Raw genomic sequence first — 22,265 nt, forward strand, 5'->3', positions numbered from 1 at the left:
TTCCGTCAGTATAGTATGATTATCGCTTTAGTATTCATCATGGTATTGTTTCAAATTATTACGGATGGATTATTACTAAAACCCTTAAATATTACAAACTTAATCTTACAAAATAGCTATATATTAGTTTTAGCAGTTGGAATGTTACTTGTTATCGTCACGGGACACATTGATTTATCGGTAGGATCAATTGCCGCATTTGTTGGAGCCATCTCTGCCATTATGATGGTAAATTATGAAATGTCACCATTTTTAGCAATCGTCATTTCTTTAGTATTAGGTGCTGTTATCGGAGCATGGCAAGGTTTTTGGATTGCATATGTCCGAATTCCAGCATTTATAGTCACACTAGCAGGAATGCTCCTATTTAGAGGGTTGACGATGATTGTATTAGAAGGGAAATCGATTGCACCTTTTCCTGAATCCTTTCAGAAAATCAGCTCTGGATTTATTCCTGATATAAGTGGAGGATCGCTGCATCTATTAACGATTTTAATTGGTGCTGTTTTATCTATCATTATCATTTTCCTTCAATTAAAAAACAGAAGGAATCAATTAAAACATCAATTTGATGTCCAACCATTTGGCCTATTTGTATCGAAGTTAGTAGGAATGATTTTAATTTTGAATATCTTTACCTTTGTTCTCGCAACCTATGAGGGCATCCCCAATATTTTAATTGTATTAGGTATTCTGATTGTTATTTATACATTTGTAACAAACAAAACAAAAGCAGGAAGACATATCTATGCAATCGGAGGAAATGAGAAGGCAGCTTTGCTTTCTGGGATTAAAACGAAAAAGATGACATTTATGGTATTTGTTAATATGGGAGTACTTTCTGCATTGTCTGGTCTCTTATTCGCTGCACGTTTGAATGCGGCTACTCCAAAAGCTGGTAATCTTTTTGAACTGGATGCCATTGCAGCTTGTTTCATCGGTGGAGCTTCTGCATATGGGGGTATTGGAACCATACCTGGAGCAATTATTGGTGGTTTGGTAATGGGAATCATGAATAATGGAATGTCACTAATGGGACTTGGCATTGACTGGCAGCAAGGAATTAAAGGGCTGGTACTTTTAGCAGCTGTAGCATTTGATATTTATAATAAAAACAAAGCACAATAGTTTGATAGGAAGGGATGGAGTAAGGATTATCTTATTTCATCCTTTTTTTGATGGGAGGGCTTCTTATTAAAACGAAAAATATGCTATAGTAATAAACATATATCAACTTAATCCCAAGAAAACAAAAATGGAGGGAGAACTTCGAAAGTGCTTGTAGCAGAAAGACGTAGAAAAATTGTGGAGCTTGTGAATGAAAGAATAAGTATACGCGTATCAGAATTAAGTGAAATTTTTTCGGTAACGGAGGAAACGATTAGAAGAGATTTAGAGAAATTAGAGCAGGATAAGCTTTTGATGAGAAGTCATGGAGGGGCAGTGAGTATTGAAAAAGAACCAAGTGATACTCCTTTCATGGAGAGAGAGGTTACGAACGCAGAACAAAAGAGAGCAATAGCCCGAGAAGCGGTAAAGCGCATACAGCCTGGAGAACAAATCATCTTGGATGGTAGTACTACTGCCTGGTATATGGCGTCACAATTACCTGATATGCCTTTAACTGTGATTACTAATTCTATTAAAGTAGCGTTGGAATTAAGTAAGAAGGAACAGATTAGAGTAATATCAACAGGTGGAATGCTTTTGTCGAAATCATTATCTTATGTAGGACCACTGGCTGAACGTTCCCTTGAACGATATTATGTTAATAAGCTGTTTTTATCATGTAAAGGAGTAGATATGCAAAGTGGTCTAAGTGATGCTAATGAATGGCAGGCATTATTAAAGAAGCAGATGATGAATATATCATCAGAGGTTACTCTTCTTGTTGATTCAAGCAAATTCGGAGTAAAGACTTTTGCTCATATTGCCAATCTAGATCAAATACAATATGTCATTACAGATGAACGTATTCCGGAAGAATATGCAAATTGGTTTCAAGAAAAAAATATCTCTTTTCAGGTCGTTCCGTCATAAAATGATTTGTTCAAGCTTACGGGCAGAAAATGAAAGATGGCACCAATATTTTTGATAATAGATTGGTGCTATCTTTTTTTATTACTCTTTTTAAACCACAGGCTCTGCCTGTGTGAAAATAAAACTTGTAGAGTCGTATTAGAAAAAAACTCCAATCGTTATAATAGAAGATGGCCGTCAAACCAACTTCAAATAACGAGAGGAGTTCTGCTCATGTCGAGCGACAATAGTTTATCACATACAAGATGGAATTGTAAGTATCATATCGTATTTATTCCCAAATACAGAAGGAAAGTAGTATATGGGAAATTAAGAAAAGATATAGGTGCTATATTGAGAAAACTATGTGAAATGAAAGATGTAGAAATAATGGAAGCACATGCCATGCCAGATCATATACACATGCTGGTAAAAATACCACCGAAAATGTCTGTTTCGTATTTCATGGGATATTTAAAAGGTAAAAGTTCATTGATGATCCATGATAGACATGCAAATTTAAAATATAATCATGGAAATCGAACGTTTTGGGCGAAAGGATATTACGTAAGTACGGTTGGATTAAACGAAAAAACAATTGCAAAGTATATACGAGAGCAAGAAGCAGAGGACCGTTTGCGAGATAATATGAGCAAACGAGAATACGTCGATCCATTTAAAGATAAGTAGGGAGAGTAAACGGTTGGCGGTCAATTTAGAGGTCCCTTTAGGGGCTTCGTTGGTAAAGTGCCCTTATAGGGCGAAATTAAAACCGCCGGTTCTACCGGCGGATACTTACTTTGGAGAGAATGTGATTTTAAAACAAATCAAAATAAAACAAAAAAAATAACAGAAAATACAAAATGATAAGTTGTTTTTATTTTTGAATGTGTTGACTTATTTTTGTTTAAGTCATAAAATAAGGATATGAAAAACAAGATTAATAGATTAAGGGAGTGAAGAGAAATGGTTGCGATTATGCAAAAGCAAAATATTTTAGATGCTCCATTTATTAAAGAAATGAGTGAAGCAACATTTAATATGTGGAATATGGGCTGGGATGAACGGAATGGAGGAAATATCAGTTATCTTTTAGAAGAAGAGTTAGTGGAACAGTATTTGGATACTGGCAAAATTATTCGGTCTATCCCTCTGAAGTTTCCAGTGGCAGAATTGGCAGGGAAGTATTTTATTGTAACAGGATCTGGGAAGTATTTTAAAAATGTGAAAAAAGATCCTGCAAATACACTTGGTGTTTTAAAAATAGATAAGAGTGGAGAAAAAGTGCATATACTATGGGGATTTGAAGATGGGTCGAATCCTACAAGTGAGTTACCCTCCCATTTTATGAGCCATATTGCACGTTTACGAGTAGACCCAAATCATCGGATTATCATGCATAACCATGCCACAAATATACTTGCAATGACATTTATGCATGATTTAGATGAAGCAAGTTTTACAAAAACACTATGGCAAATGTGTACCGAATGTATTGTTGTTTTTCCGGATGCAATCGGGATTCTGCCTTGGATGGTTCCTGGAACAGATGAAATTGGAGAAAAAACAGCAGCGAAAATGAGAGAGCATCGTTTAGTTGTTTGGCCACATCATGGAATATTCGGTGCCGGATCCACAATGGATGAAACATTCGGGCTGATTGAAACAGCAGAAAAAGCAGCACAAATTTATACGATTATTGGGGATGCTTCAAAGATTAAGCAAACCATTACGGACCAGCAGTTACAAGACTTAGCAGATGCTTTTCAAGTAGTACCTAGAGAAGGCATATTACATCTATAAAAGAATCAGGGCAAATCGCTCTTTCTTTATAAATAATCATGTGAATTATTGAACAAATAAAAGGAGGCAAATCAAATGTGTGCACATGTATTTTATGTTCCAAGTACAAATTTAATGGGAAGAGGCTGCCTGCAGGAAGTGCTGATGACAATTTACATGTTTATTCCTTGCAACCAACATATATGAAAAATCGGTGGACAGTTAGCTAAAGTTTTAGATGAGAAACGATTGCGTAAAAATAATAAAGGATGTCTTAAAGAGTTTAACTAACTATTTAAGACATCCTTATTTTATTCTACAACTCGCTTTAAGCCAATGCTAGCTAAAGCAGTGTGTAAATTGGCACATGTCGTAATTTTACTAAAGTCGATTCCTAATGAAATAATCGTTTGAGCAATTTCTGGTCTAATACCAGAAACGATGGATTTAACACCAATTAAGTCTAAGGCATGAACGACTTTAAATAAATTGTCTGCCACCATTGTATCGACGATTGGTACTCCTGAAATATCTAAAATGAGATATTCAATTTTTAAATTGGCAGATTCCTGCAAGGCAACTTCTAAAATTAATTGAGATCGCTGTGTATCAATTTCCCCAATAAGAGGTATGATGGCTGTTTCTTTTGCTATTGGAACAACTGGAACAGACAGCTCTTCTAAAGCTGTATAAGCAAGCTTCATTATCTGTGTGTTATGCTCTTCATAAATATGCCCTATGTAAGCACTAATTTCATCGAGTATAGGATCAATAATCTTGCCAACATCCAACATGGTAATTGGCGCGAAAGATTTCTGTTCTAATTCTTCTGTGAATACATCCCAGATCACATTTCGGTATATCGATAAGGAACGCAGGGCAGATTGTAATGGAATATGGTTCTTTACAAAGGCTTTCCCAGTTTTATCCGACCAATACTCTATTCCTTTCGCATCTTTCTTATCTTTTAAGGCTTCAGCCAAGATAAGGAAAAGCTTAGCGTTCCATTTATGCATATCTTCTTCGGGATAAGGAAGAGAAAAATTAGATGCCTGCTGCTGTAAAAATTGCGAAAGCAGCCTATTTGTATTTTCAGCAAGGATGTTCTGGTTTTCTATAATTTTGTTCCCGATATAAGCTAATTCATCCTTCAAAATGCTCACTCCTAGTTTAAATCTATTAATAGTATACATGTTCTTTCATTATATGTGGAGTAAATGAGCTTTTCCACCATTGATAAATTAATAATTTCGCAGAAAAAAATTGAGTAAGCTTTCTATGTCTTAATCAACCCTTTTTATTCTACTTAATTTTTTCTGTGCTGTCTGTAAATATAAAGATGAACCGTTTTTACATTTCTATTTAGCAATATCTATAGGCAATGTTTTTCATGTCCATACAAGCTAGAGTATGGGAATATCATTGATTAGTTAAATCAAATTCTAAAAATTATAGGGATATCTTATCAAAAAAAGCAGTAAATAACCAATGAATTTTAAGGGATTTACAAAAAACCTTTTTATTAGGGAATACATAAAAAAGTGGAAAATGTAAGGGGATTTATCCAGGCAAGTAGAGGTAAGAGCTAACTTGGTTTATGACAAAGGAAGTTTTGAAAACGCATTACTAATCAGTTGACAACTTGTATATACATGTTATGATGAAAGAGAATAAAAATTATTAGTCTTGTTCAAATTCCGAATCATATAGAAGAAACGTTTCTATAATGTCAAACCAACTCGTAAATCTATTGAGCAAGTACTAGTAATCAAAAGGAAGTAAAAAAACGTAAATGCTAACTGTATTGTGTTTTACAGACAGGAAAAAGAACATAATTTTCACATCGGTGGTGTATATAGATGAAACAAGCATGGTGGCAAAAGGCAGTTGTGTATCAAATTTATCCGAAGAGTTTTCAAGATACAACAGGAAACGGTGTAGGAGATATTCAAGGGATTATTAAAAGATTAGATTATTTAAAAGAATTAGGGGTAGATGTATTGTGGTTAACACCTATTTATGCTTCTCCTCAAAAGGATAATGGCTACGATATTAGTGATTATTATTCCATTCATCATGAATATGGAACGATGGAAGATTTTGATCAGCTATTAAAGGAAGCCCATCAAAAAGGTCTGAAAGTTATTATGGATATCGTTGTTAACCATACTTCAACGGAACATGAATGGTTTAAACAAGCAGCATCTTCTAAAGATAACCCATATCGTGATTTTTATATTTGGAAAGATGGAAAAGAAGATGGCAGTGAACCAACGAATTGGCAATCTAAATTTGGCGGCAATGCATGGCAGTATGATGAAAAAACAGGCCAGTATTATTTACACCTTTTTGATATAACGCAAGCTGATTTAAATTGGGAAAATGAGAAGCTTCGTAATGAAGTGTATAAAATGATGCAATTTTGGTTTGAAAAAGGTGTAGATGGTTTCCGTCTTGATGTCATTAATTTGATTTCAAAAAATCAAGATTTCCCAGATGATGACGGTTCCGCAGCGCCTGGAGATGGAAGGAAATTTTATACAGATGGACCTCGTGTGCACGAATTTATCCATGAAATGAATCAAGAAGTATTTTCCAAATATGACAGTATGACAGTTGGAGAAATGTCTTCTACAACACTAGAGCATTGCGTTAAATTTACAAAGCCAGAGCGAAATGAGTTAAGTATGACTTTTAATTTCCACCATCTAAAGGTTGATTATCCCGACGGAGAGAAGTGGGAAATTGGCGAAATGGATTTTCTGGCTCTGAAACAAATTTTATCTAAATGGCAAGTTGGTATGAATGAAGGGGGAGGATGGAATGCCCTTTTCTGGTGTAACCATGATCAGCCACGTATTGTTTCCCGTTATGGGAATGATGGGGAATTCCATAAGGAATCTGCAAAAATGCTTGCTACTACTATTCATATGATGCAAGGCACACCTTATATTTATCAAGGAGAAGAATTTGGCATGACAGATCCTAAATTTACTTCGATTGATCAGTATAGAGATGTGGAATCTTTGAATATGTATAATATTTTACAAGCAAACGGTAAATCAGAAGAAGAAATTCTCGAAATTTTGCGCAGAAAATCTCGTGATAACTCTCGTACACCTGTTCAGTGGAACGGTGAGAAAAATGCTGGATTTACGGATGGAACGCCATGGATTGAAACGGCTCGAAATTATCGAGAACTAAATGCAGAAAATGCATTAAAGGATAAAGAGTCTATTTTCTATCACTATCAAAAACTTATCCAGCTGCGGAAAGAATACAATATCATTACAGACGGAGATTATGAACTACTTGCTCCTGAAGATGATAAAATATTTGCCTATTTACGCAGTACAGATAAAGAGAAATTATTAGTCGTTAATAATTTCTATGAAGAAGAAGTGACATTTACTTTACCAGAGCACATTGATTGGACAGGATTAACAGGTACCATTCTTCTATCTAATTATCCTGATTCCGATTCCATGAGAGAAAGTATAAAGCTAAGAGCATATGAGTCTATTGTCTATTATATAAAGTAATAATATTTCGTGCAGATATAGGCTTTTAGAAATATTATTTATTAGATTTATGGGAAAATTTCTGTTATTAAGTTAAAATAGGAAGTGAATCTTTTATTGGAGGGTGCTACCTTGTTTAAAAATCTATTTAAGAGAAATAAGGAAGAAAAAACGAATACGACTCAAACTTATATTCAACCATTAGAAGGAAAGCTATTAAGCATTACAGAAGTTCCAGATCCAGTATTTGCGCAAAAGATGATGGGAGACGGCATAGCGGTTGATCCATCCAATGGCGTATTAGTTGCTCCAGCAGACGGACAAATTATGAATGTGTTCCCAACAAAGCATGCAGTAAGCATGACTGATAACAATGGAAAAGAAATCTTAATTCATGTTGGATTAGATACAGTTAGTTTAAAAGGGGAAGGGTTTACTTCTTTTGTTAAAGATGGAGATAAAGTAAAACAAGGACAAAAATTAATGGAAATTGATTTTGATGCAATCAAATCAAAGGTTCCTTCCATCATTACGCCAATGGTATTTACTAACCTTGAAGAGAATGAAAAAGTGATAGTAGAAGGTAACGAGATTAGAATAGGATAATAATGAATGCTATGAGGTAATTTTACCTTATAGCTTTTTTTATTCGGAAAAGGGATAAACTGCCTACAGGTAAAACTGTAGGTTTTTTATATGTGTTTGAATTTCCCATCTTTCTTTAGGGATAATTTTATAAAAAGTATTGCTGTTCTCTTCTACAGCAAGAAGAGTAAGGACTCATAATATCCTTCAAAAAAGGACAGTCTGATCAGTATTTTCTTCAAATTACACGAAAAATTCGCCTATATCTTACCAAACCTAATGAAACAACCTACGCATAATTAGTAGCCTGTACATATAATGGCATGAAAATACTAAGAGAAGAGGTGAAAGCATGAAAGTTGTAATTTTATGTGGGGGCAAAGGTATGAGAATGAGAGGCTTAACAGAGAATATACCAAAAGCCTTAGCTGATGTTAATGGGAAGCCGATTATCTGGCATATTATGAAGCATTATAGTGAATATGGTCATCAAGATTTCATTTTGCCTGTGGGCTATAAAGGAGAGCAGATAAAAGATTACTTTGTTAATTCAGCCTGGAGAAACAATAATATACAAATTGATTTAGCAAACAATCAATATAACATTCTAGAAAAAACAGAGCCATGGACAATAACTTGTATAGATACTGGTCAAGATACAATGACTGGAGCACGAATTAAACAGTTAGAATCATATATAGATGATGATATCTTTTTATTAACCTATGGGGATGGTTTGTCTGATATTGACTTAGATAAACTTATTGCCTTTCATAAAGAAAAAGGAAAAACAGTTACACTTACAGGCATCAAAAAAAATAATCAATATGGAGTACTGGATATAGAAGATGGTATTGCTAACCGCTTTGCCGAAAAGCCGATTTTAGATGACTGGATTAATGGGGGATTTTTTGTTTGCAATAAGGAGTTCTTTCAGTATCTATCAGCCCAGCCGGATTGTGTGTTAGAGGAAGAGCCATTAAGAAAGTTAATTGAAAAGAGAGAACTTGCTGTCTATTTGCATGAAGGTATATGGGTATCTATTGATACGCCAAAGGACTTGGAAGATGCAAGAAAGATTTGGAAAAAAGAACAATAGATATAAGGGAGAGAGAGGATTGCCATGAAATGGCTAAAAAGAAATATCATATCAGACTTTTTAAAAGCATTGTCGAATAATGAGAAACAAGAAAAGTCAGCGACGTTAAATATTCAACTGTTTTCAAAAGAGATTTCAGTGAAATTCCATGTAGATAATCTAGTTGATATTATAAATGGGGCAAGGAAAAATAATAAGGTACTGGAATTACCCTCACCACCAGAAGAAACTTCCACACCGGAGATTATAGATGCACAAGCATCAGTTGTTAATGAAAATGCCCAGGAAACAATGGGGGCTATTATACAAAATGAAGAAGTAATCGATCAAGAAAAAGCGAGACAAGAAGCGGAAGCGAAAGAAAAAGCAAGACAAGAGGCAGAAGCGAAAAAAGCAAGACAAGAAGCAGAAGCGAAAAAAGCAAGACAAGAAGCAGAAGCGAAAAAAGAAAGACAAGAAGCAGAAGCGAAAAAAGCAAGACAAGAAGCAGAAGCGAAAAAAGCAAGACAAGAAGCAGAAGCGAAAAAAGCAAGACAAGAAGCGGAAGCGAAAGAAAAAGCAAGACAAGAAGCAGAAGCGAAAAAAGCAAGACAAGAAGCAGCGGCAAAAGAAAAAGCAAAACAAGAAGCAGCGGCGAAAGAAAAAGCGAGACAAGAAGCGGCGGCAAAAGAAAAAGCGAGACAAGAAGCAGCGGAAAAAGAAAAAGCAAAACAAGAAGCAGCGGCGAAAGAAAAAGCGAGACAAGAAGCGGCAGCAAAAGAAAAAGCAAAACAAGAAGCAGTGGCGAAAGAAAAAGCAAAACAAGAAGCAGTGGCGAAAGAAAAAGCAAAACAAGAAGCAGTGGCGAAAGAAAAAGCGAGACAAGAAGCAGCGGCAAAAGAAAAAGCAAAACAAGAAGCAGCGGCGAAAGAAAAAGCGAGACAAGAAGCAGCGGCGAAAGAAAAAGCAAGACAAGAAGCAGCGGCAAAAGAAAAAGCGAGACAAGAAGCAGCGGAAAAAGAAAAAGCAAAACAAGAAGCAGCGGCGAAAGAAAAAGCGAGACAAGAAGCGGCAGCAAAAGAAAAAGCAAAACAAGAAGCAGCGGCGAAAGAAAAAGCAAAACAAGAAGCAGCGGCGAAAGAAAAAGCGAGACAAGAAGCAGCGGCAAAAGAAAAAGCGAGACAAGAAGCAGCGGCAAAAGAAAAAACAAAACAAGAAACCTTAAAAGAAGCAAAAGATCAACAAATAGTATTAGTAAACACAAAAGAGCAAACTAAATTATCGCCAACAGAGCCAATCGCATCAACCAATCAAAATTTTTGTGTGATTGCCGGTAAAGAATATTGCATTAAAATTATGGCGGTTTATGAGTCTCTTGCTAAAAATAGTGATAACTTCAACTTATGGGTATGTTGTACGGATGCCATTACGCACAAATTTTTAAATGAAAAGAATCTAAAAAATATGCATCTTATTAGAGTAGAAGAAATAGAGAATGATCAATTAAGAGCAGTTAAACAAGAACGAATGATTAATGAATATTGTTGGACATTAAAATCTTTCCTAATTGAATATATCTTAAAAAATAACGATATTGAGCAAGTATTATACTGCGACGGAGATATTTATTTCTTCTCTAATCCAGCAAGTATTTTTAATGAGTGGGGTTCTGCTTCCATCTTTTTAACTCCACAAAGAGATCTAGATTGGGTAGAACAAAAATATGGGAAGTACCAAGCAGGTATTATTGGATTTAGAAAAGATGAAATTGGATTGTCAGCTGTTCAATGGTGGAAGGAGCGCTGCATTGAATGGTGTGGAGTAGTTGAGAGCAATGGACGTTTTGGAGATCAAAAGTATTTAGATCAACTGCCAATAATGTATGATAACGTGCGAATATCTTCTAATTTAGGAGTAAATGCTGCACCTTGGAATATTATCTACAATAATGATTTCAACGTTTCTTTACAAGGAGATAAAGTTTTTATCAATAACGATCCACTTGTTGCTTATCATTTTTCCTGTATAACCATATATGATAGTGATAAATATGATTTATGGAGTATGCATCAATTAAATATTCAAAAGGAAATTATGAATTACATTTATGTTCCATACCTTGATTTATTAGAAAATTTAATCAAAAACTATCAAAATAGTTATCCTGGTATTATTAAGGCAACATTATCGACAAAAGACTTTATTCAAGCGAAGACAAAATATCAATCAACAAAATTGAAAAAAAGAATGATTCAATACAATAACTATTTATTATTAACCTCCATATTTAGTAAAGAATATTTAGTTAAAGGACTTGCAATGTATCACTCGCTTAGCAGACAAATAGATAATTTTCACATATGGATTTGTACAATGGATTCAGAAACCCATGATGTCTTATCCAATCTAAACTTAAAAAATGTCACGCTAATACCAGTAGAGACCTTTGAAAACCCACAATTAAAAGAGATAAAACAACAACGAACGCTGCAAGAATATTGTTGGACAATAAAAGCGACGTTACTAGAACATTTACTATCCACACATGCAGATATTGACCATCTCTTCTATTGTGATAGTGATTTATATTTCTTCTCTAACCCACTTTCTGTAATTGATGACTTTGGTAGATACTCTGTTTATTTATGTCGTCAACGCGGAACGGATACACTGGAACATTTTCATGGACAATATCAAGCGGGATTTATCGGCTTCAAAAACGAACGAAATAGCCGAAAAATTCTAAATTGGTGGAAGAAGAAGTGTTTAGAAGAATGTTCAGAGGTTTATAACGATGAACGTAAATCATGGGGAGATCAATTGTATTTAGACCGCATCCCAGAAATATTTGATAATATAAAAGTGAATCAAAACCCTGGAATCAACGCTGCTCCATGGAATCTTATTTTGAACAATACAGACCAAGAAGTAACCATGAGGGAGAAAAATGTATATATTGACAATAATCCATTGATATTCTTCCATTTTGGAAGCCTGCTGATCTTAAATGAGAATGAATTTGATCTATGGAAGCTAGAAAAAGTAGACATTTCATCCGCCACTTTAACGTATATTTATAATCCGTATTTAACGAAAGTAAAGGAGCTATTGAGCAGCTTATCTAATAACGCCCAATTCTTTGCTAATCTTCCTAGCGGATATATAGCCAAAAATCCTTATTCCATTGTCTCTTTATAAGAGGTGGGTGGCATGAAGTTAAAAAATAAAAAAGTTTTAGTTACAGGTGCTTATGGTTTTATTGGCTCCCATCTTATTAAACGGTTAGTGAAAGAAAATGCGTCTGTCGCTGTTATTATTCGAGAACATTCCAATCCTTGGAGAGTACAGGAATATTTGCCTCATTTAAAAAAATATGAGGCAAATATTCAAAATCGCTCAGACATATGTCGGATTATTCATGAATTTCAACCAGATTATATTTTTCATTTAGCAGCTTATGGAACAAACCCAAGTAACAGAAATGACTTACTTGCATACGAAACTAATATAGTTGGAACAATGAATATTTTATTTGCAGCCAAAGGTACCAAGTGTAAAAAAATTATTTGTCTTGGCAGTAGTTCTGAATATGGAGATAAAAAGGAAAAGATTCATGAAGATATGTTATTAGAACCAGTTGATATCTATGGAAGTACAAAAGCAGCATCTACTATTATTTCCCATCAGTTAGCACAAGAATATAAGCTTCCCATTATCACTTTACGGGCATTTAATATTTTTGGGGAAGCAGAAGATAATCATAAATTATTCTCTCATATTATTGAAAAAGTACTACGTGGTGACGAGGTGAAATTAACGTCGTGTGATCAATACCGTGATTATAGTTATGTCGGCAATATCGTCGATGGCTTAATCCTTGCAGCCACATATGAAGGAAGTAATAATATGATTTTAAATATAGCTTCTGGAAATGCCTATCCTTTACGATATTTTGTTGATTTGATTTATCAGCATTTAGGTACAAAGCAAGTACCATTATATGGTGCCATTCCCAAAAGGGAGAATGAAAGAAATGCGCCTATCCCTGATATTACAAAGATTCGAAAAGTGCTTGGATGGACTCCTGCTGTTTCCATAGAAGAGGGGATAAAGAAAACCATTGCCTGGTATAAAAGTTATTATCATTTTCATTAATGGGAGTGGAGGTGTTACTTATGACAACTGATTGGCGAAAAATTTATAAAAATAAAACGGTACTGATAACTGGTCATACAGGTTTTAAAGGTTCTTGGCTGGCTATTTGGTTAATGAAGCTAGGTGCGAATGTAATTGGTTATTCTTTAGATCCAATTGGAGAAGAGAGTTTATTTAAATTAACAGAACTGAATAATAAAGTGAAGGATATTAGAGCAGATATTCGTGATGCTGCTAAACTACAAGCAGTTTTTGAAGAATATCAACCTGAAATTGTCTTTCATTTGGCAGCACAGCCATTAGTGAAACAATCTTATCGAGACCCTATCTATACGTATGAAGTGAATGTAATGGGGACAATGCATGTATTGGAAGCAATCAGAAAGTCACCTTCTGTAAAAGCAGGTGTAATGGTAACCAGTGATAAGTGTTATGATAATAAGGAATGGGTATGGGGCTATCGTGAAACAGATCCGATGGGAGGATATGATCCATATAGTTCCAGTAAAGGATGCTGCGAACTATTGATTTCTTCTTATCAGCATTCCTTCTTTCCAATTGAGTCTTATTCTAAGCATGGTAAGTTAATTGCTTCTGTACGAGCGGGTAATGTAATTGGGGGAGGGGATTGGTCGGAAGACCGCATTATTCCTGATAGTGTCCGCTCCTTAATGTCTGATCAAGCGATTAAATTACGTTCTCCTCATTCTGTTCGTCCGTGGCAGCATGTATTAGAACCACTTTCAGGTTATTTAAAAATAGGTGCATATCTATATGAAGGAAAAACACAATATGCCGAAAGCTGGAACTTTGGACCAGAATCTGATAGTGTGACAACCGTCCAACAATTAGTCGAAAAAATTGTTGAACACTGGAATGGTGGCACGTGGGAAGTAGAACCTTCTTATTCTGCAGAACATGAAGCAAAGCTTCTTAGTTTAGATATAAATAAAGCAAAGTATTATTTAGATTGGCATCCAAAATGGAATATTGATGAGACTGTCTTTTATACAATAGAATGGTATAGATTGTATCACAAAGTGGACGTTTACGAGCTATGCTTAAAACAGATAAAAGAGTATGAAAAATAAAATCATTTGATTAATAGAAGCTTTCCTTCCCTTTAATAGAGAATGGCTCTAAAAAGGGAAAGGTTTAAAGAGCTTCTATTTTTATTTTTTAGGTTAACCATAGATTATACCGGCTTTTTATATGTATAAAAGGGATGTTCCGTAGAATAGGAACATCCCTTTTAAATTACTTTTTTAATGACAAGATAAAGTTTTTATGTCTTGCGACAATTCTCTCTTTTGCTTGCCTAAGCTTTTTTCGGTTCTTATTGCTTGTTAAATAATATTCTTTGTTTTCAATCGTTTCCGCTAGTTTCTCCGTATTGGATAGTAACGTATAAGGTAATTGATGGACAGAGGCGGCGAAATCTACACCTTTTGAGCGATAAGCTAATTGGAAGAATGGGGTACCGCTTGATGCAGAAAGTACATTTGCATGCAGCTTTAAGTTAAGTGAAAAGTGGCATAGCGATAAGAAAGAATAAATTTGTGAAGCTGTGCAAACTTCTGGAATGAATGTGACTTTTCCTTTCTTCTTTATGCTCTCATATAGTTCCTTGCAGTGAGGGACATCTAAATCCCACATTGGAAAAATTACAATTTGGTATCCTTTTTTTAAAAGATTGGTACATGCTTTAATGATTTGCTTTTTAAGTTTATATTCATCATAGCCAAAAAGGATGTTTTGGGTGGTACCCCAATTGACCGCAATTATTTTTTTATCGTGATCTTGCAAGTATTTGCTTCTTATATAGTCGTCCTTTTGGGGAGTAAACAGCATCCCAGAATCACCGATTATCTGGTAATTACTCGTTGGCGAAGGATTTAAAGTCTTAATATACTTTTGTGTAAGTGGTCCTCTAAGACCTGCGAATGTGGAGTATTCAATCACTTTTTTTATTTTGTCTCTATTAATCTCTTTATTATTGAAGGTGGTGGAGGATAATTGGAATTTTCCCCTTTTAAAGGATTCAATTGTTTCTTCCGTCATATAATCAATACCTGTTCCATAGCAATATAGTGGAAGTTTCATTTCGATTGCCTCTAATGCCAAATCGATAAAGAAATTGCCCTGAAATAAAGAGCCACCTCCTAAGATAACGATATCAAATGGTTTTTCTCCATATAATTCTTTTAGGGTTTTAGAAGAATTAATTGGGTAGGAGAATAAAGTATAGTCCTCGTGAAGCCATCTTTCGCAAGCTTGAGCAAATGCTTCATAACAAACTTCATCTCCGATATTATTAACACCCAAATAACCAAGATATAAGATTCTCATTGCTCGTTGCCCCCTTCTTTAGCAAGAATTTCTTCAATATGAGCAAGGAGCTGCTGCGCACGAACTTGTACAGAATGTTTTTTTCTTACCATTTTATAGCCATTTAAAGCAATTTTTTTCCCTAATGTTTCATAATTTCTTAAATGATATTTAGCCTTACGCATAAAATTTTCTTCATTGATTTCAATGAAATGAACTCCAGGGATAAATCCTAAATCTTTAATTTCTTTTGTGCAGGCAGCTAGTAATAAAGTATTACAAGCTAAAGTCTCGTAGTATTTCATTACAGGATAATGATAAATGGAATCACAAGTAAAAAACATTTTTGCTTTGTTCAGTTCTTGTGCGAAGCTGCTCGCTACTTTAAATGATCTCTCATCATACTGTTGGTGGAAATAGCCAGGATGCGCATGATAGGTGAAATTTGATAAATTCTTCATTTGATCAAGAATTTTTTGACGTAATGGATAAACAGTAGGATGTACAGCCCCCATCATTAAATAATCAATGGTTTTCGGTTGCTTGAAGTCTTTAAATACATCAATATTTACATAATGAGGAAACCATATCATTTTATCTTTAAATTCTGGATACCATTCTAAAAAAGTATCTCTATAATGGGTGAAGATATATTTCACATTATTTTCTTTAATGAATGCTCTTCTTTGATCCATTTGGTAGTTTAAATCATGCATGATAATCCCAAATGGAATATTGCAGTCCTTTAGACCAGTTACTTTTGGTGATCTGGTAGGACGTAAATCATTAACTAGGATAAAGTCAGGCTGAAAGTTCATTTTTTGTATCGTCTCACTTATATTACCGTCTTCCTCCCAGGTTCTAATATCAACGTATTTTTTTAATTCTTTTGTTAAATAATACGTATTTCTTTCTATCCCATTTTCCCAATTTTTTGTAATAAAAAGTATCTTTCTTTTCTTCTTTAATGTCATCAGCATCATGTCCTTTCCCTAATGTTTACTATATATTCTATTCTTGTCCTCCATAAATCGGACCATAGCAAATGGTCCAAATGTTAGCTGCTGGTCACCTTTTTATGGATTGTCCATATACTATTAAGAGATATGAGAGGTAGGAGGAGTACTTAGATGAGTAAGATTATTCTTTCAGGTTATTATGGAGAACAGAATGGCGGAGATGATGCATTGTTACTAGTATCCTCTTGGGGAAGCCGGAAATTTCTATCTGGAGATAAAATTTATGGGACATGTATACAAAAGCCTGTTCTGCCATTAAATGCGGAAATTGAAGCATTATTTGTTCAAGAAGAACAAGAACGTAATGAAAACTTACTTCGTTTGTACAGGCATTGTTATGAGAGTGATTTAATTTTATTTGGTGGTGGCTCTGTTTTTCATTCGACAGATAAAATGACAAGAGATAGCGATTTAATCGATTTAAATAGAGGAAAAGGAGCAGCGGCAATTGGGGTATCCTTTGGACCATTTAGAGATTCGGCTGCTGAAGGTGCATGTAAAAAGCTTATCGAAAAGTTTAATTATATCGGCTGTAGAGATGAGGAAAGCTATGAACTAATTCGTTCTTTCTCCTCCGATGTAAAGGTAGAATTAACATTTGATTTAGCCGTACTTTTACCACTTGTAGCTGGTGAAAATTTTAATGGAATTCACACAAGAAAAGGTTTGGGAATTTCCTTATGTCACTACGAGAGATATATTGGTGGAGATACAAGTATTGAAAAGACGAGACTGAAAAAAATAGTCAATGTTCTAAATGGACTTCACCAGGAGGAAATAGAAGAGTTAGTCTTTATTGACTTTAATGGTCATCCTATTTTTGGAGATCAAGACATACATCGTGAAGTCATCGACCAATTACACACAAAGATTCCTATTAAGCATCTGTCTTATGATAAAGATCCAATGAACACTCTCCGAACTATTGCCTCATTAAAGGGATTGATTGGGATGAGACTGCATAGCTCTGTGTTTGGCTATATTACAAATACACCGACAATCATTCTTTCTTACCATCCTAAATGTGATGGATGGGCCAAGCAAATTCAAGCAGATAAAGAGTATATTATTCCGTCCCATTCCTTTGAAGAGGAGAGCATATGGCATGCTCTTAAACAAATTATAGCTGGACAATATAGGTATCCAAAACTATCGATAAAGGATGCACAATCACTAGCGATGAAAAATTGGGAGGGTGCAAGATGGTCGCTGTCTCAGTAGTTATTCCACTATATAATAAAGTACAATATATTGAACGAACGATTATGTCCATTCTTTCGCAAACATTTCAAGATTTTGAGATTATTATTGTAGATGATGGTTCAACAGATGGCAGTGTTGAAAAAGCGGAAACATGGATAGACGAGCGGATTAAGGTCCTAAAGTTGGAACACAAAGGTGCCTCAGCAGCTAGAAACAAGGGAATACTTGCAGCTACAGCTGAATTAATTACATTTATTGATGCAGATGATGAGTGGAAACCAGGTTTTCTTGAGAAAATTATCTATTTAAAAGATAAATATCCTGAATGTGGCGCTTATGCAACAAGCTATGAAATCGTTCTGCCGACGAAAAAGAAAATAATCCCATCCATATATCAAACACCTGAAAAGTGGGAAGGGGTATTTACAAACTATGTTGAAAAAACATTAAAGGATTTACCAATCATTTCTTCTGCAATCGCAGTTCGAAAGCAAGTTTTTGATAAAATAGGTTTATTTAAAGAGGGAGAGCCTCTTGGTGAAGATCAAGATATGTGGTTGCGAATTGGAATGAACTATTCGATTGCTTATATAAATGAAAGCAATGCCATTTATTACCGCGGGTTAGAAAACAGTGTATGCATGGATTTGACCATATTAAATCGCTATCCGATCATTTATTCATTAGAGAATTTGCTTCATAAAGAGGAAATTCCATATATAGATTTGTATTTGTCAAAATTAAAATTAGACTATAGTAAAAGATTACTAGAGGCAAATAAATTAGATTCTGCTTGGCAAGAATTACAGAATACAAAAGCAAGTGTTTATAAATGGCAAAAAATAAAACTTTGGTTATTCTACTATTGGAAAAAAATCAGCAATAAATATAGTTTTACACAAAAAAACATAATAAAAAATGCCCGTAAGCTGTAATCCTAGGAAAGAGTGCCCCATGCTAACACAAGCGGGGGCGAGAAGTTATTTATGGTATTTGCTGAAAAATTGGGAGTTTGTCTGATTTCCCTGCAGTTTTGGCTGATATTATCCAAGTTTGGCTGATTTCTCTGTAGTTTTGGCTGATATTATCCAAGTTTGGCTGATTTCTCTGTAGTTTTGGCTGATATATTTCAAGTTTGGCTGATTTCCCTGCAGTTTTGGCTGATATATTTCAAATTTGGCTGATTTCCCTGCAGTTTTGGCTGATATATTTCAAGTTTGGCTGATTTCCCTGCAGTTTTGGCTGATATATTTCAAGTTTGGCTGATATCTCTGAAGTTTTGGCTGATATATTTCAAGTTTGGCTGATTTCCCTGAAGTTTTGGCTGATATATTTCAAGTTTGGCTGATATCTCTGAAGTTTTGGCTGATATTATCCAAGTTTGGCTGATTCCACCCTCGCTTTGGCTGAATAAATCCATAGTTTGGCTGAAAAGCCGTTTGCAGAGGCTGAAATCCATCTCGCATTAGCTAATAAATCCAAAGGGGCAGATAAATTCCCCGTTTGACTGATACTATATGATATTTTGGTTTACTTACCGTATTTAATCAACTTGAATTTAAATGTTAGCTTTCTTCACTGCAACTATAACTATCCCAAAATTTTCATTTATGAATAATATAACTTATTTTCTTACTTTCATTTCCCACAAACGAATACATTCCTAAAGAAAAGTAAATGATTAATTTGTAAGAAGGCAACTTTTTTTCTCTAGACCCACTGCTTTCTTTTCTGCTAATATGTTTAAGTTGACTTTTTAAGTGTATTGAAATTTTTGGAAAATAAAAGAGGTTGATGAAATTTGGGATCGAGAGAATTGCTAGCCAAACGAGTAGCTTGGATTAGTGTAATTAGTAATATTATCTTAACAATTGGGAAAATAATAGTGGGTTGGATAGGGAATAGTGATGCGGTTTTTGCCGATGGAATTCACTCAGCTGCAGATGTGTTTGCCTCTGTCCTTGTTTTAGTCGTTATTAAAATTGCGAATAAACCGGCAGATCAGGAACATCCATATGGACATGGGAAGGCAGAAATAATTGTATCTGGTATTGTTGGTATGATTCTTTTATGTGTCTCTATCTACTTGGTATATGAAGTAATAATTGGGTTATTCCATCCCATCACAACACCAAGTATGATTGCAATGTGGGTTGCTGTTATTTCTTATATTTCGAAAGTGCTATTATATCGATATAGTAAAAGGATTGCGAAGGAACAAAGCAGTAAAGCAATTGAAGCAATTGCTTATGATCATAAGGCTGATATTGTGGCATCCATTGCAGCAGCAATAGGCGTTCTGTTCTCTATCCTTGGAGAAAAGTTGAATATACATTTATTTCTTTATGGAGATAAGCTTGCAACGATCATTGTAGCTTATTTGATTTTTAAAATTGCGAAGGAAATGGTAAGTGAAGCTTTTGATATTTTACTGGAGCGGAATATAGATCTGGCAATTTTAGCAGAGTATCATGACATAATTTCTTCCTTTGCTGAAGTAAAGCGAATTGACCGACTCCGTGCTAGAGAACATGGTCACTATATATTAGTCGATTTACGTATCTCAATCGATTACGATAAAACTATTAAGGAAGGTCATGATTTATCTAGAAAAATAAAAAAGAAATTAATGGCAAAGCACGATAATATTAATGAAGTGCTAATTCATTTGAATCCATATTTTAAGGACTAGCATTCTTTTGTCCATGCAAAGATACCGCAATTACTTTTTATATAACTAAAAAAGGTCATGAAAAAGTGTTGTTCTTACATGAACGCTTTTTCAATGACCTTTTTCAATAATTCCAGACTTCTTTTAATGAAAATCGAAATAGCTCATTTAATTGTTCGGTTGGATCTTCCGAATTTTTTTGCAACCCTTTTGCGTATGCTTCTAGCTCGTGGATCTCACTTTCTAAGAATGTATTAATGAGATTGATTCGTGGTTCAAGTGATAATTCTTCGCCGGATTTTTTTCTTTCTAATAAAGTACTAATACTTGTAAGAAGGTCACCAGCAGGGATAAGTTCATGTACTAATGTTTCGAACTCCATTGGCGGAACCGTTTGGTATATTTGAGTCCACTTTGCTGCTAAAATTGGTCTTAATACATAAAAATATTTTTTAATTTTAACGGTATCTCCTTGTAGGTATTCTCGAAAATTTCCTTTTGCCATATTTAAATAATGATAGATAATGGAAGCAGGCGAGAATATTTCTTTTTCTAGTTCTTTCATTTGATCGATGGTTGAAAAACGCTGATAATATACCATATTAGAGCGTAACCATTCTAATAACGGAGGATTGGACTTGCGAAAAAGCTTAAGCGTTTTAGTTAGTTCCCAGCCGCTCATATCTAATAAGGGATCAACAGGGATTGATAATGAATCGTGGTTTGGAATCTCGATTACATCTCGGCTGCGATCAATCGATAAGTACCAGTTTGGCTGGTGAATATAAATAAAGCGAACATCATAATCACTATCCTTGGATGGAAAGCCCCATGCCCGACTTCCAGATTCACATGCATAAAGCACCTTTATGTTAAATTCCTTTTCCGTTTGCTCAATCACTTTTCTGATATGGTTTTCCAAAGGCATATACCTCCAATTGATTTTTGCTCATTTTACCAAAAAAATCAGCGATTTACCATATTAATCTGCAAAATGATAACGTTCTCATGTACAATAATAGGGAGTGCTTATTTTGTCTGACTATCCCTTTAGGGAGTAATTGGGGGAAAGGAATAACAAGGAGGAGGAAGTAAAATTGAAGAATATACCGATTGCCATCCAAATGTATACGTTAAGAAATGAGTGTGAGGAGGATTTTCGCGGAACCCTCCGTAAAGTGGCGGATCTTGGATTTCAAGGAGTAGAGCTTGCTGGATATGGGGGAATCCCTGTAGCAGAATTAAAGGAATTATTGGATGAACTAAATTTACGAGTAGCAGCATGCCATGTGCCATTAACTGATTTAGAGAGCGATCTTTCTCAGGTTATTCAAGACCAATTAGTATTAGGGAGTAAATTTTTAGTATGTCCCTATCTTTTACCAGACAAAAGAACAGAAGCGGATTATCAATCACTAATTTCTTTCTTGAATATGGCAGGAGCAGAATGTCGAAAAGCAGGGATATCTCTCTGTTATCATAATCATGATTTTGAATTAGATATAATGAGTGATGGAAGAACGGCATTAGCTACGATAATGGAAGATACAGATCCAACATTAGTTTTTGCAGAACCGGATGTATACTGGCTTTCGAAGCGAGACTATGATCCAGCAAAATGGATTGATACATATAAAGACAGAATGAAGCTTATTCATTTAAAGGATATGACAACAGATGAAGAACAATTCTTTGCTGAGGTAGGTACAGGAAGTATTGATTTTCATGCAATTCTTGAAAAAGGAGAGGACATAGATATCCAATGGTGGATCATTGAACAGGATGCAACTAGAAGAACTCCATTGGAAAGCATTGAAATTAGTTTGCAAAATCTAAGGGAAATGTTAGCGGTACGGTAGATATAAACGTAACTAGAATAAATCAGTGGGGATTTCCCCACTGAT

Annotated in this window: 19 protein-coding genes; 14 read left to right on the forward strand and 5 right to left on the reverse strand. The window is 34.8% G+C overall.

Annotation, left to right across the window (positions count from 1 at the left end; translation table 11 throughout):
• Window positions 1–15 precede the first annotated feature (15 nt).
• The 4 genes from mmsB to rhaD all read left to right on the forward strand — a co-directional run bounded on the left by mmsB (window position 16) and on the right by rhaD (window position 3,822).
• Complete coding sequence (gene mmsB, locus NX902_RS07315; protein ID WP_235844462.1) at window positions 16–1,128, forward strand: multiple monosaccharide ABC transporter permease; 1,113 nt, start codon at window positions 16–18, stop codon at window positions 1,126–1,128.
• Window positions 1,129–1,275: 147 nt separating this feature from the next.
• Window positions 1,276–2,040: a DeoR/GlpR family DNA-binding transcription regulator gene (locus tag NX902_RS07320; RefSeq protein WP_095332085.1), complete on the forward strand. Its 765-nt coding sequence runs from the start codon at window positions 1,276–1,278 to the stop codon at window positions 2,038–2,040.
• 213 nt (window positions 2,041–2,253) lie between these two features.
• The gene (gene tnpA / locus NX902_RS07325) at window positions 2,254–2,709 is read left to right on the forward strand and encodes an IS200/IS605 family transposase (protein WP_095330205.1); all 456 of its coding nucleotides are present in this window, start codon (window positions 2,254–2,256) and stop codon (window positions 2,707–2,709) included.
• Window positions 2,710–2,985: 276 nt separating this feature from the next.
• Entirely contained in the window at window positions 2,986–3,822 is an 837-nt protein-coding gene (gene rhaD / locus NX902_RS07330) for a rhamnulose-1-phosphate aldolase (protein WP_095332087.1), read from the forward strand.
• 290 nt (window positions 3,823–4,112) lie between these two features.
• On the opposite strand, the gene NX902_RS07335 is transcribed toward rhaD, so the two are convergent.
• A complete protein-coding gene (locus NX902_RS07335; protein ID WP_412973425.1) occupies window positions 4,113–4,964 on the reverse strand; it encodes an STAS domain-containing protein in 852 nt (283 codons plus the stop codon).
• 696 nt (window positions 4,965–5,660) lie between these two features.
• Here NX902_RS07335 and treC point away from each other — a divergent pair.
• From treC to rfbG, 6 genes are all read left to right on the forward strand, one after another.
• Window positions 5,661–7,343: an alpha,alpha-phosphotrehalase gene (gene treC, locus NX902_RS07340; protein WP_095332089.1), complete on the forward strand. Its 1,683-nt coding sequence runs from the start codon at window positions 5,661–5,663 to the stop codon at window positions 7,341–7,343.
• Between the two features lie 111 nt (window positions 7,344–7,454).
• On the forward strand, window positions 7,455–7,928 hold the full coding sequence (locus NX902_RS07345; protein ID WP_095332091.1) for a PTS sugar transporter subunit IIA: 474 nt from the start codon (window positions 7,455–7,457) through the stop codon (window positions 7,926–7,928).
• A gap of 331 nt (window positions 7,929–8,259) precedes the next feature.
• On the forward strand, window positions 8,260–9,006 hold the full coding sequence (locus NX902_RS07350) for a sugar phosphate nucleotidyltransferase (protein ID WP_095332093.1): 747 nt from the start codon (window positions 8,260–8,262) through the stop codon (window positions 9,004–9,006).
• Between the two features lie 24 nt (window positions 9,007–9,030).
• Complete coding sequence (locus NX902_RS07355; protein ID WP_341160672.1) at window positions 9,031–12,183, forward strand: hypothetical protein; 3,153 nt, start codon at window positions 9,031–9,033, stop codon at window positions 12,181–12,183.
• A gap of 12 nt (window positions 12,184–12,195) precedes the next feature.
• A complete protein-coding gene (locus NX902_RS07360; protein WP_095332101.1) occupies window positions 12,196–13,140 on the forward strand; it encodes an NAD-dependent epimerase/dehydratase family protein in 945 nt (314 codons plus the stop codon).
• Between the two features lie 20 nt (window positions 13,141–13,160).
• Window positions 13,161–14,231 carry a CDP-glucose 4,6-dehydratase gene (gene rfbG / locus NX902_RS07365; RefSeq protein ID WP_095332103.1) on the forward strand — a complete coding sequence of 357 codons (1,071 nt, stop codon included), beginning with the start codon at window positions 13,161–13,163 and terminating at the stop codon, window positions 14,229–14,231.
• 166 nt (window positions 14,232–14,397) lie between these two features.
• Here rfbG and NX902_RS07370 read toward each other — a convergent pair whose 3' ends face one another.
• Both NX902_RS07370 and NX902_RS07375 read right to left on the reverse strand, forming a co-directional pair.
• Window positions 14,398–15,489, reverse strand: coding sequence for a polysaccharide pyruvyl transferase family protein (locus tag NX902_RS07370; protein WP_095332105.1), 1,092 nt, complete (start codon window positions 15,487–15,489; stop codon window positions 14,398–14,400).
• The gene (locus NX902_RS07375) at window positions 15,486–16,442 is read right to left on the reverse strand and encodes a glycosyltransferase family protein (protein ID WP_235850311.1); all 957 of its coding nucleotides are present in this window, start codon (window positions 16,440–16,442) and stop codon (window positions 15,486–15,488) included. Before NX902_RS07375 ends, NX902_RS07370 begins: the two co-directional genes overlap by 4 nt.
• Before the next feature lie 156 nt (window positions 16,443–16,598).
• On the opposite strand from NX902_RS07375, the gene NX902_RS07380 reads away from it, so the two are divergent.
• Both NX902_RS07380 and NX902_RS07385 read left to right on the forward strand, forming a co-directional pair.
• The gene (locus NX902_RS07380; RefSeq protein WP_095332107.1) at window positions 16,599–17,708 is read left to right on the forward strand and encodes a polysaccharide pyruvyl transferase family protein; all 1,110 of its coding nucleotides are present in this window, start codon (window positions 16,599–16,601) and stop codon (window positions 17,706–17,708) included.
• Entirely contained in the window at window positions 17,690–18,625 is a 936-nt protein-coding gene (locus tag NX902_RS07385; protein WP_095332109.1) for a glycosyltransferase family 2 protein, read from the forward strand. Before NX902_RS07380 ends, NX902_RS07385 begins: the two co-directional genes overlap by 19 nt.
• 399 nt (window positions 18,626–19,024) lie before the next feature.
• Here NX902_RS07385 and NX902_RS07390 read toward each other — a convergent pair whose 3' ends face one another.
• Window positions 19,025–19,156 (reverse strand): hypothetical protein, encoded by a 132-nt coding sequence (locus tag NX902_RS07390; RefSeq protein WP_275068656.1) that lies wholly within the window; start codon window positions 19,154–19,156, stop codon window positions 19,025–19,027.
• Between the two features lie 335 nt (window positions 19,157–19,491).
• On the opposite strand from NX902_RS07390, the gene NX902_RS07395 reads away from it, so the two are divergent.
• Window positions 19,492–20,382 carry a cation diffusion facilitator family transporter gene (locus tag NX902_RS07395; RefSeq protein WP_123257285.1) on the forward strand — a complete coding sequence of 297 codons (891 nt, stop codon included), beginning with the start codon at window positions 19,492–19,494 and terminating at the stop codon, window positions 20,380–20,382.
• Between the two features lie 103 nt (window positions 20,383–20,485).
• Here the strand turns inward: NX902_RS07395 and NX902_RS07400 are convergent, their stop codons facing one another.
• A complete protein-coding gene (locus NX902_RS07400) occupies window positions 20,486–21,283 on the reverse strand; it encodes a nucleotidyltransferase domain-containing protein (RefSeq protein WP_095332111.1) in 798 nt (265 codons plus the stop codon).
• 175 nt (window positions 21,284–21,458) lie between these two features.
• On the opposite strand from NX902_RS07400, the gene NX902_RS07405 reads away from it, so the two are divergent.
• The gene (locus NX902_RS07405) at window positions 21,459–22,220 is read left to right on the forward strand and encodes a sugar phosphate isomerase/epimerase family protein (protein WP_095332113.1); all 762 of its coding nucleotides are present in this window, start codon (window positions 21,459–21,461) and stop codon (window positions 22,218–22,220) included.
• The last annotated feature ends 45 nt before the right edge of the window (window positions 22,221–22,265 follow it).

It is taken from the genome of Niallia sp. FSL W8-0954 (assembly GCF_038005605.1).
GTDB classification, from domain to species: Bacteria; Bacillota; Bacilli; order Bacillales; family Cytobacillaceae; genus Niallia; species Niallia circulans_A.

Coding starts and splice junctions, on each gene's coding strand:
- NX902_RS07370 (WP_095332105.1), bottom strand. CDS start 15,489: ATGAGAATCTTATATCTTGGTTATTTGGGTGTTAATAATATCGGAGAT.
- NX902_RS07360 (WP_095332101.1), top strand. CDS start 12,196: ATGAAGTTAAAAAATAAAAAAGTTTTAGTTACAGGTGCTTATGGTTTT.
- NX902_RS07355 (WP_341160672.1), top strand. CDS start 9,031: ATGAAATGGCTAAAAAGAAATATCATATCAGACTTTTTAAAAGCATTG.
- tnpA (WP_095330205.1), top strand. CDS start 2,254: ATGTCGAGCGACAATAGTTTATCACATACAAGATGGAATTGTAAGTAT.
- NX902_RS07380 (WP_095332107.1), top strand. CDS start 16,599: ATGAGTAAGATTATTCTTTCAGGTTATTATGGAGAACAGAATGGCGGA.
- NX902_RS07390 (WP_275068656.1), bottom strand. CDS start 19,156: ATGCGAGATGGATTTCAGCCTCTGCAAACGGCTTTTCAGCCAAACTAT.
- rfbG (WP_095332103.1), top strand. CDS start 13,161: ATGACAACTGATTGGCGAAAAATTTATAAAAATAAAACGGTACTGATA.
- NX902_RS07350 (WP_095332093.1), top strand. CDS start 8,260: ATGAAAGTTGTAATTTTATGTGGGGGCAAAGGTATGAGAATGAGAGGC.
- treC (WP_095332089.1), top strand. CDS start 5,661: ATGAAACAAGCATGGTGGCAAAAGGCAGTTGTGTATCAAATTTATCCG.
- NX902_RS07375 (WP_235850311.1), bottom strand. CDS start 16,442: ATGACATTAAAGAAGAAAAGAAAGATACTTTTTATTACAAAAAATTGG.
- NX902_RS07385 (WP_095332109.1), top strand. CDS start 17,690: ATGGTCGCTGTCTCAGTAGTTATTCCACTATATAATAAAGTACAATAT.
- rhaD (WP_095332087.1), top strand. CDS start 2,986: ATGGTTGCGATTATGCAAAAGCAAAATATTTTAGATGCTCCATTTATT.
- mmsB (WP_235844462.1), top strand. CDS start 16: ATGATTATCGCTTTAGTATTCATCATGGTATTGTTTCAAATTATTACG.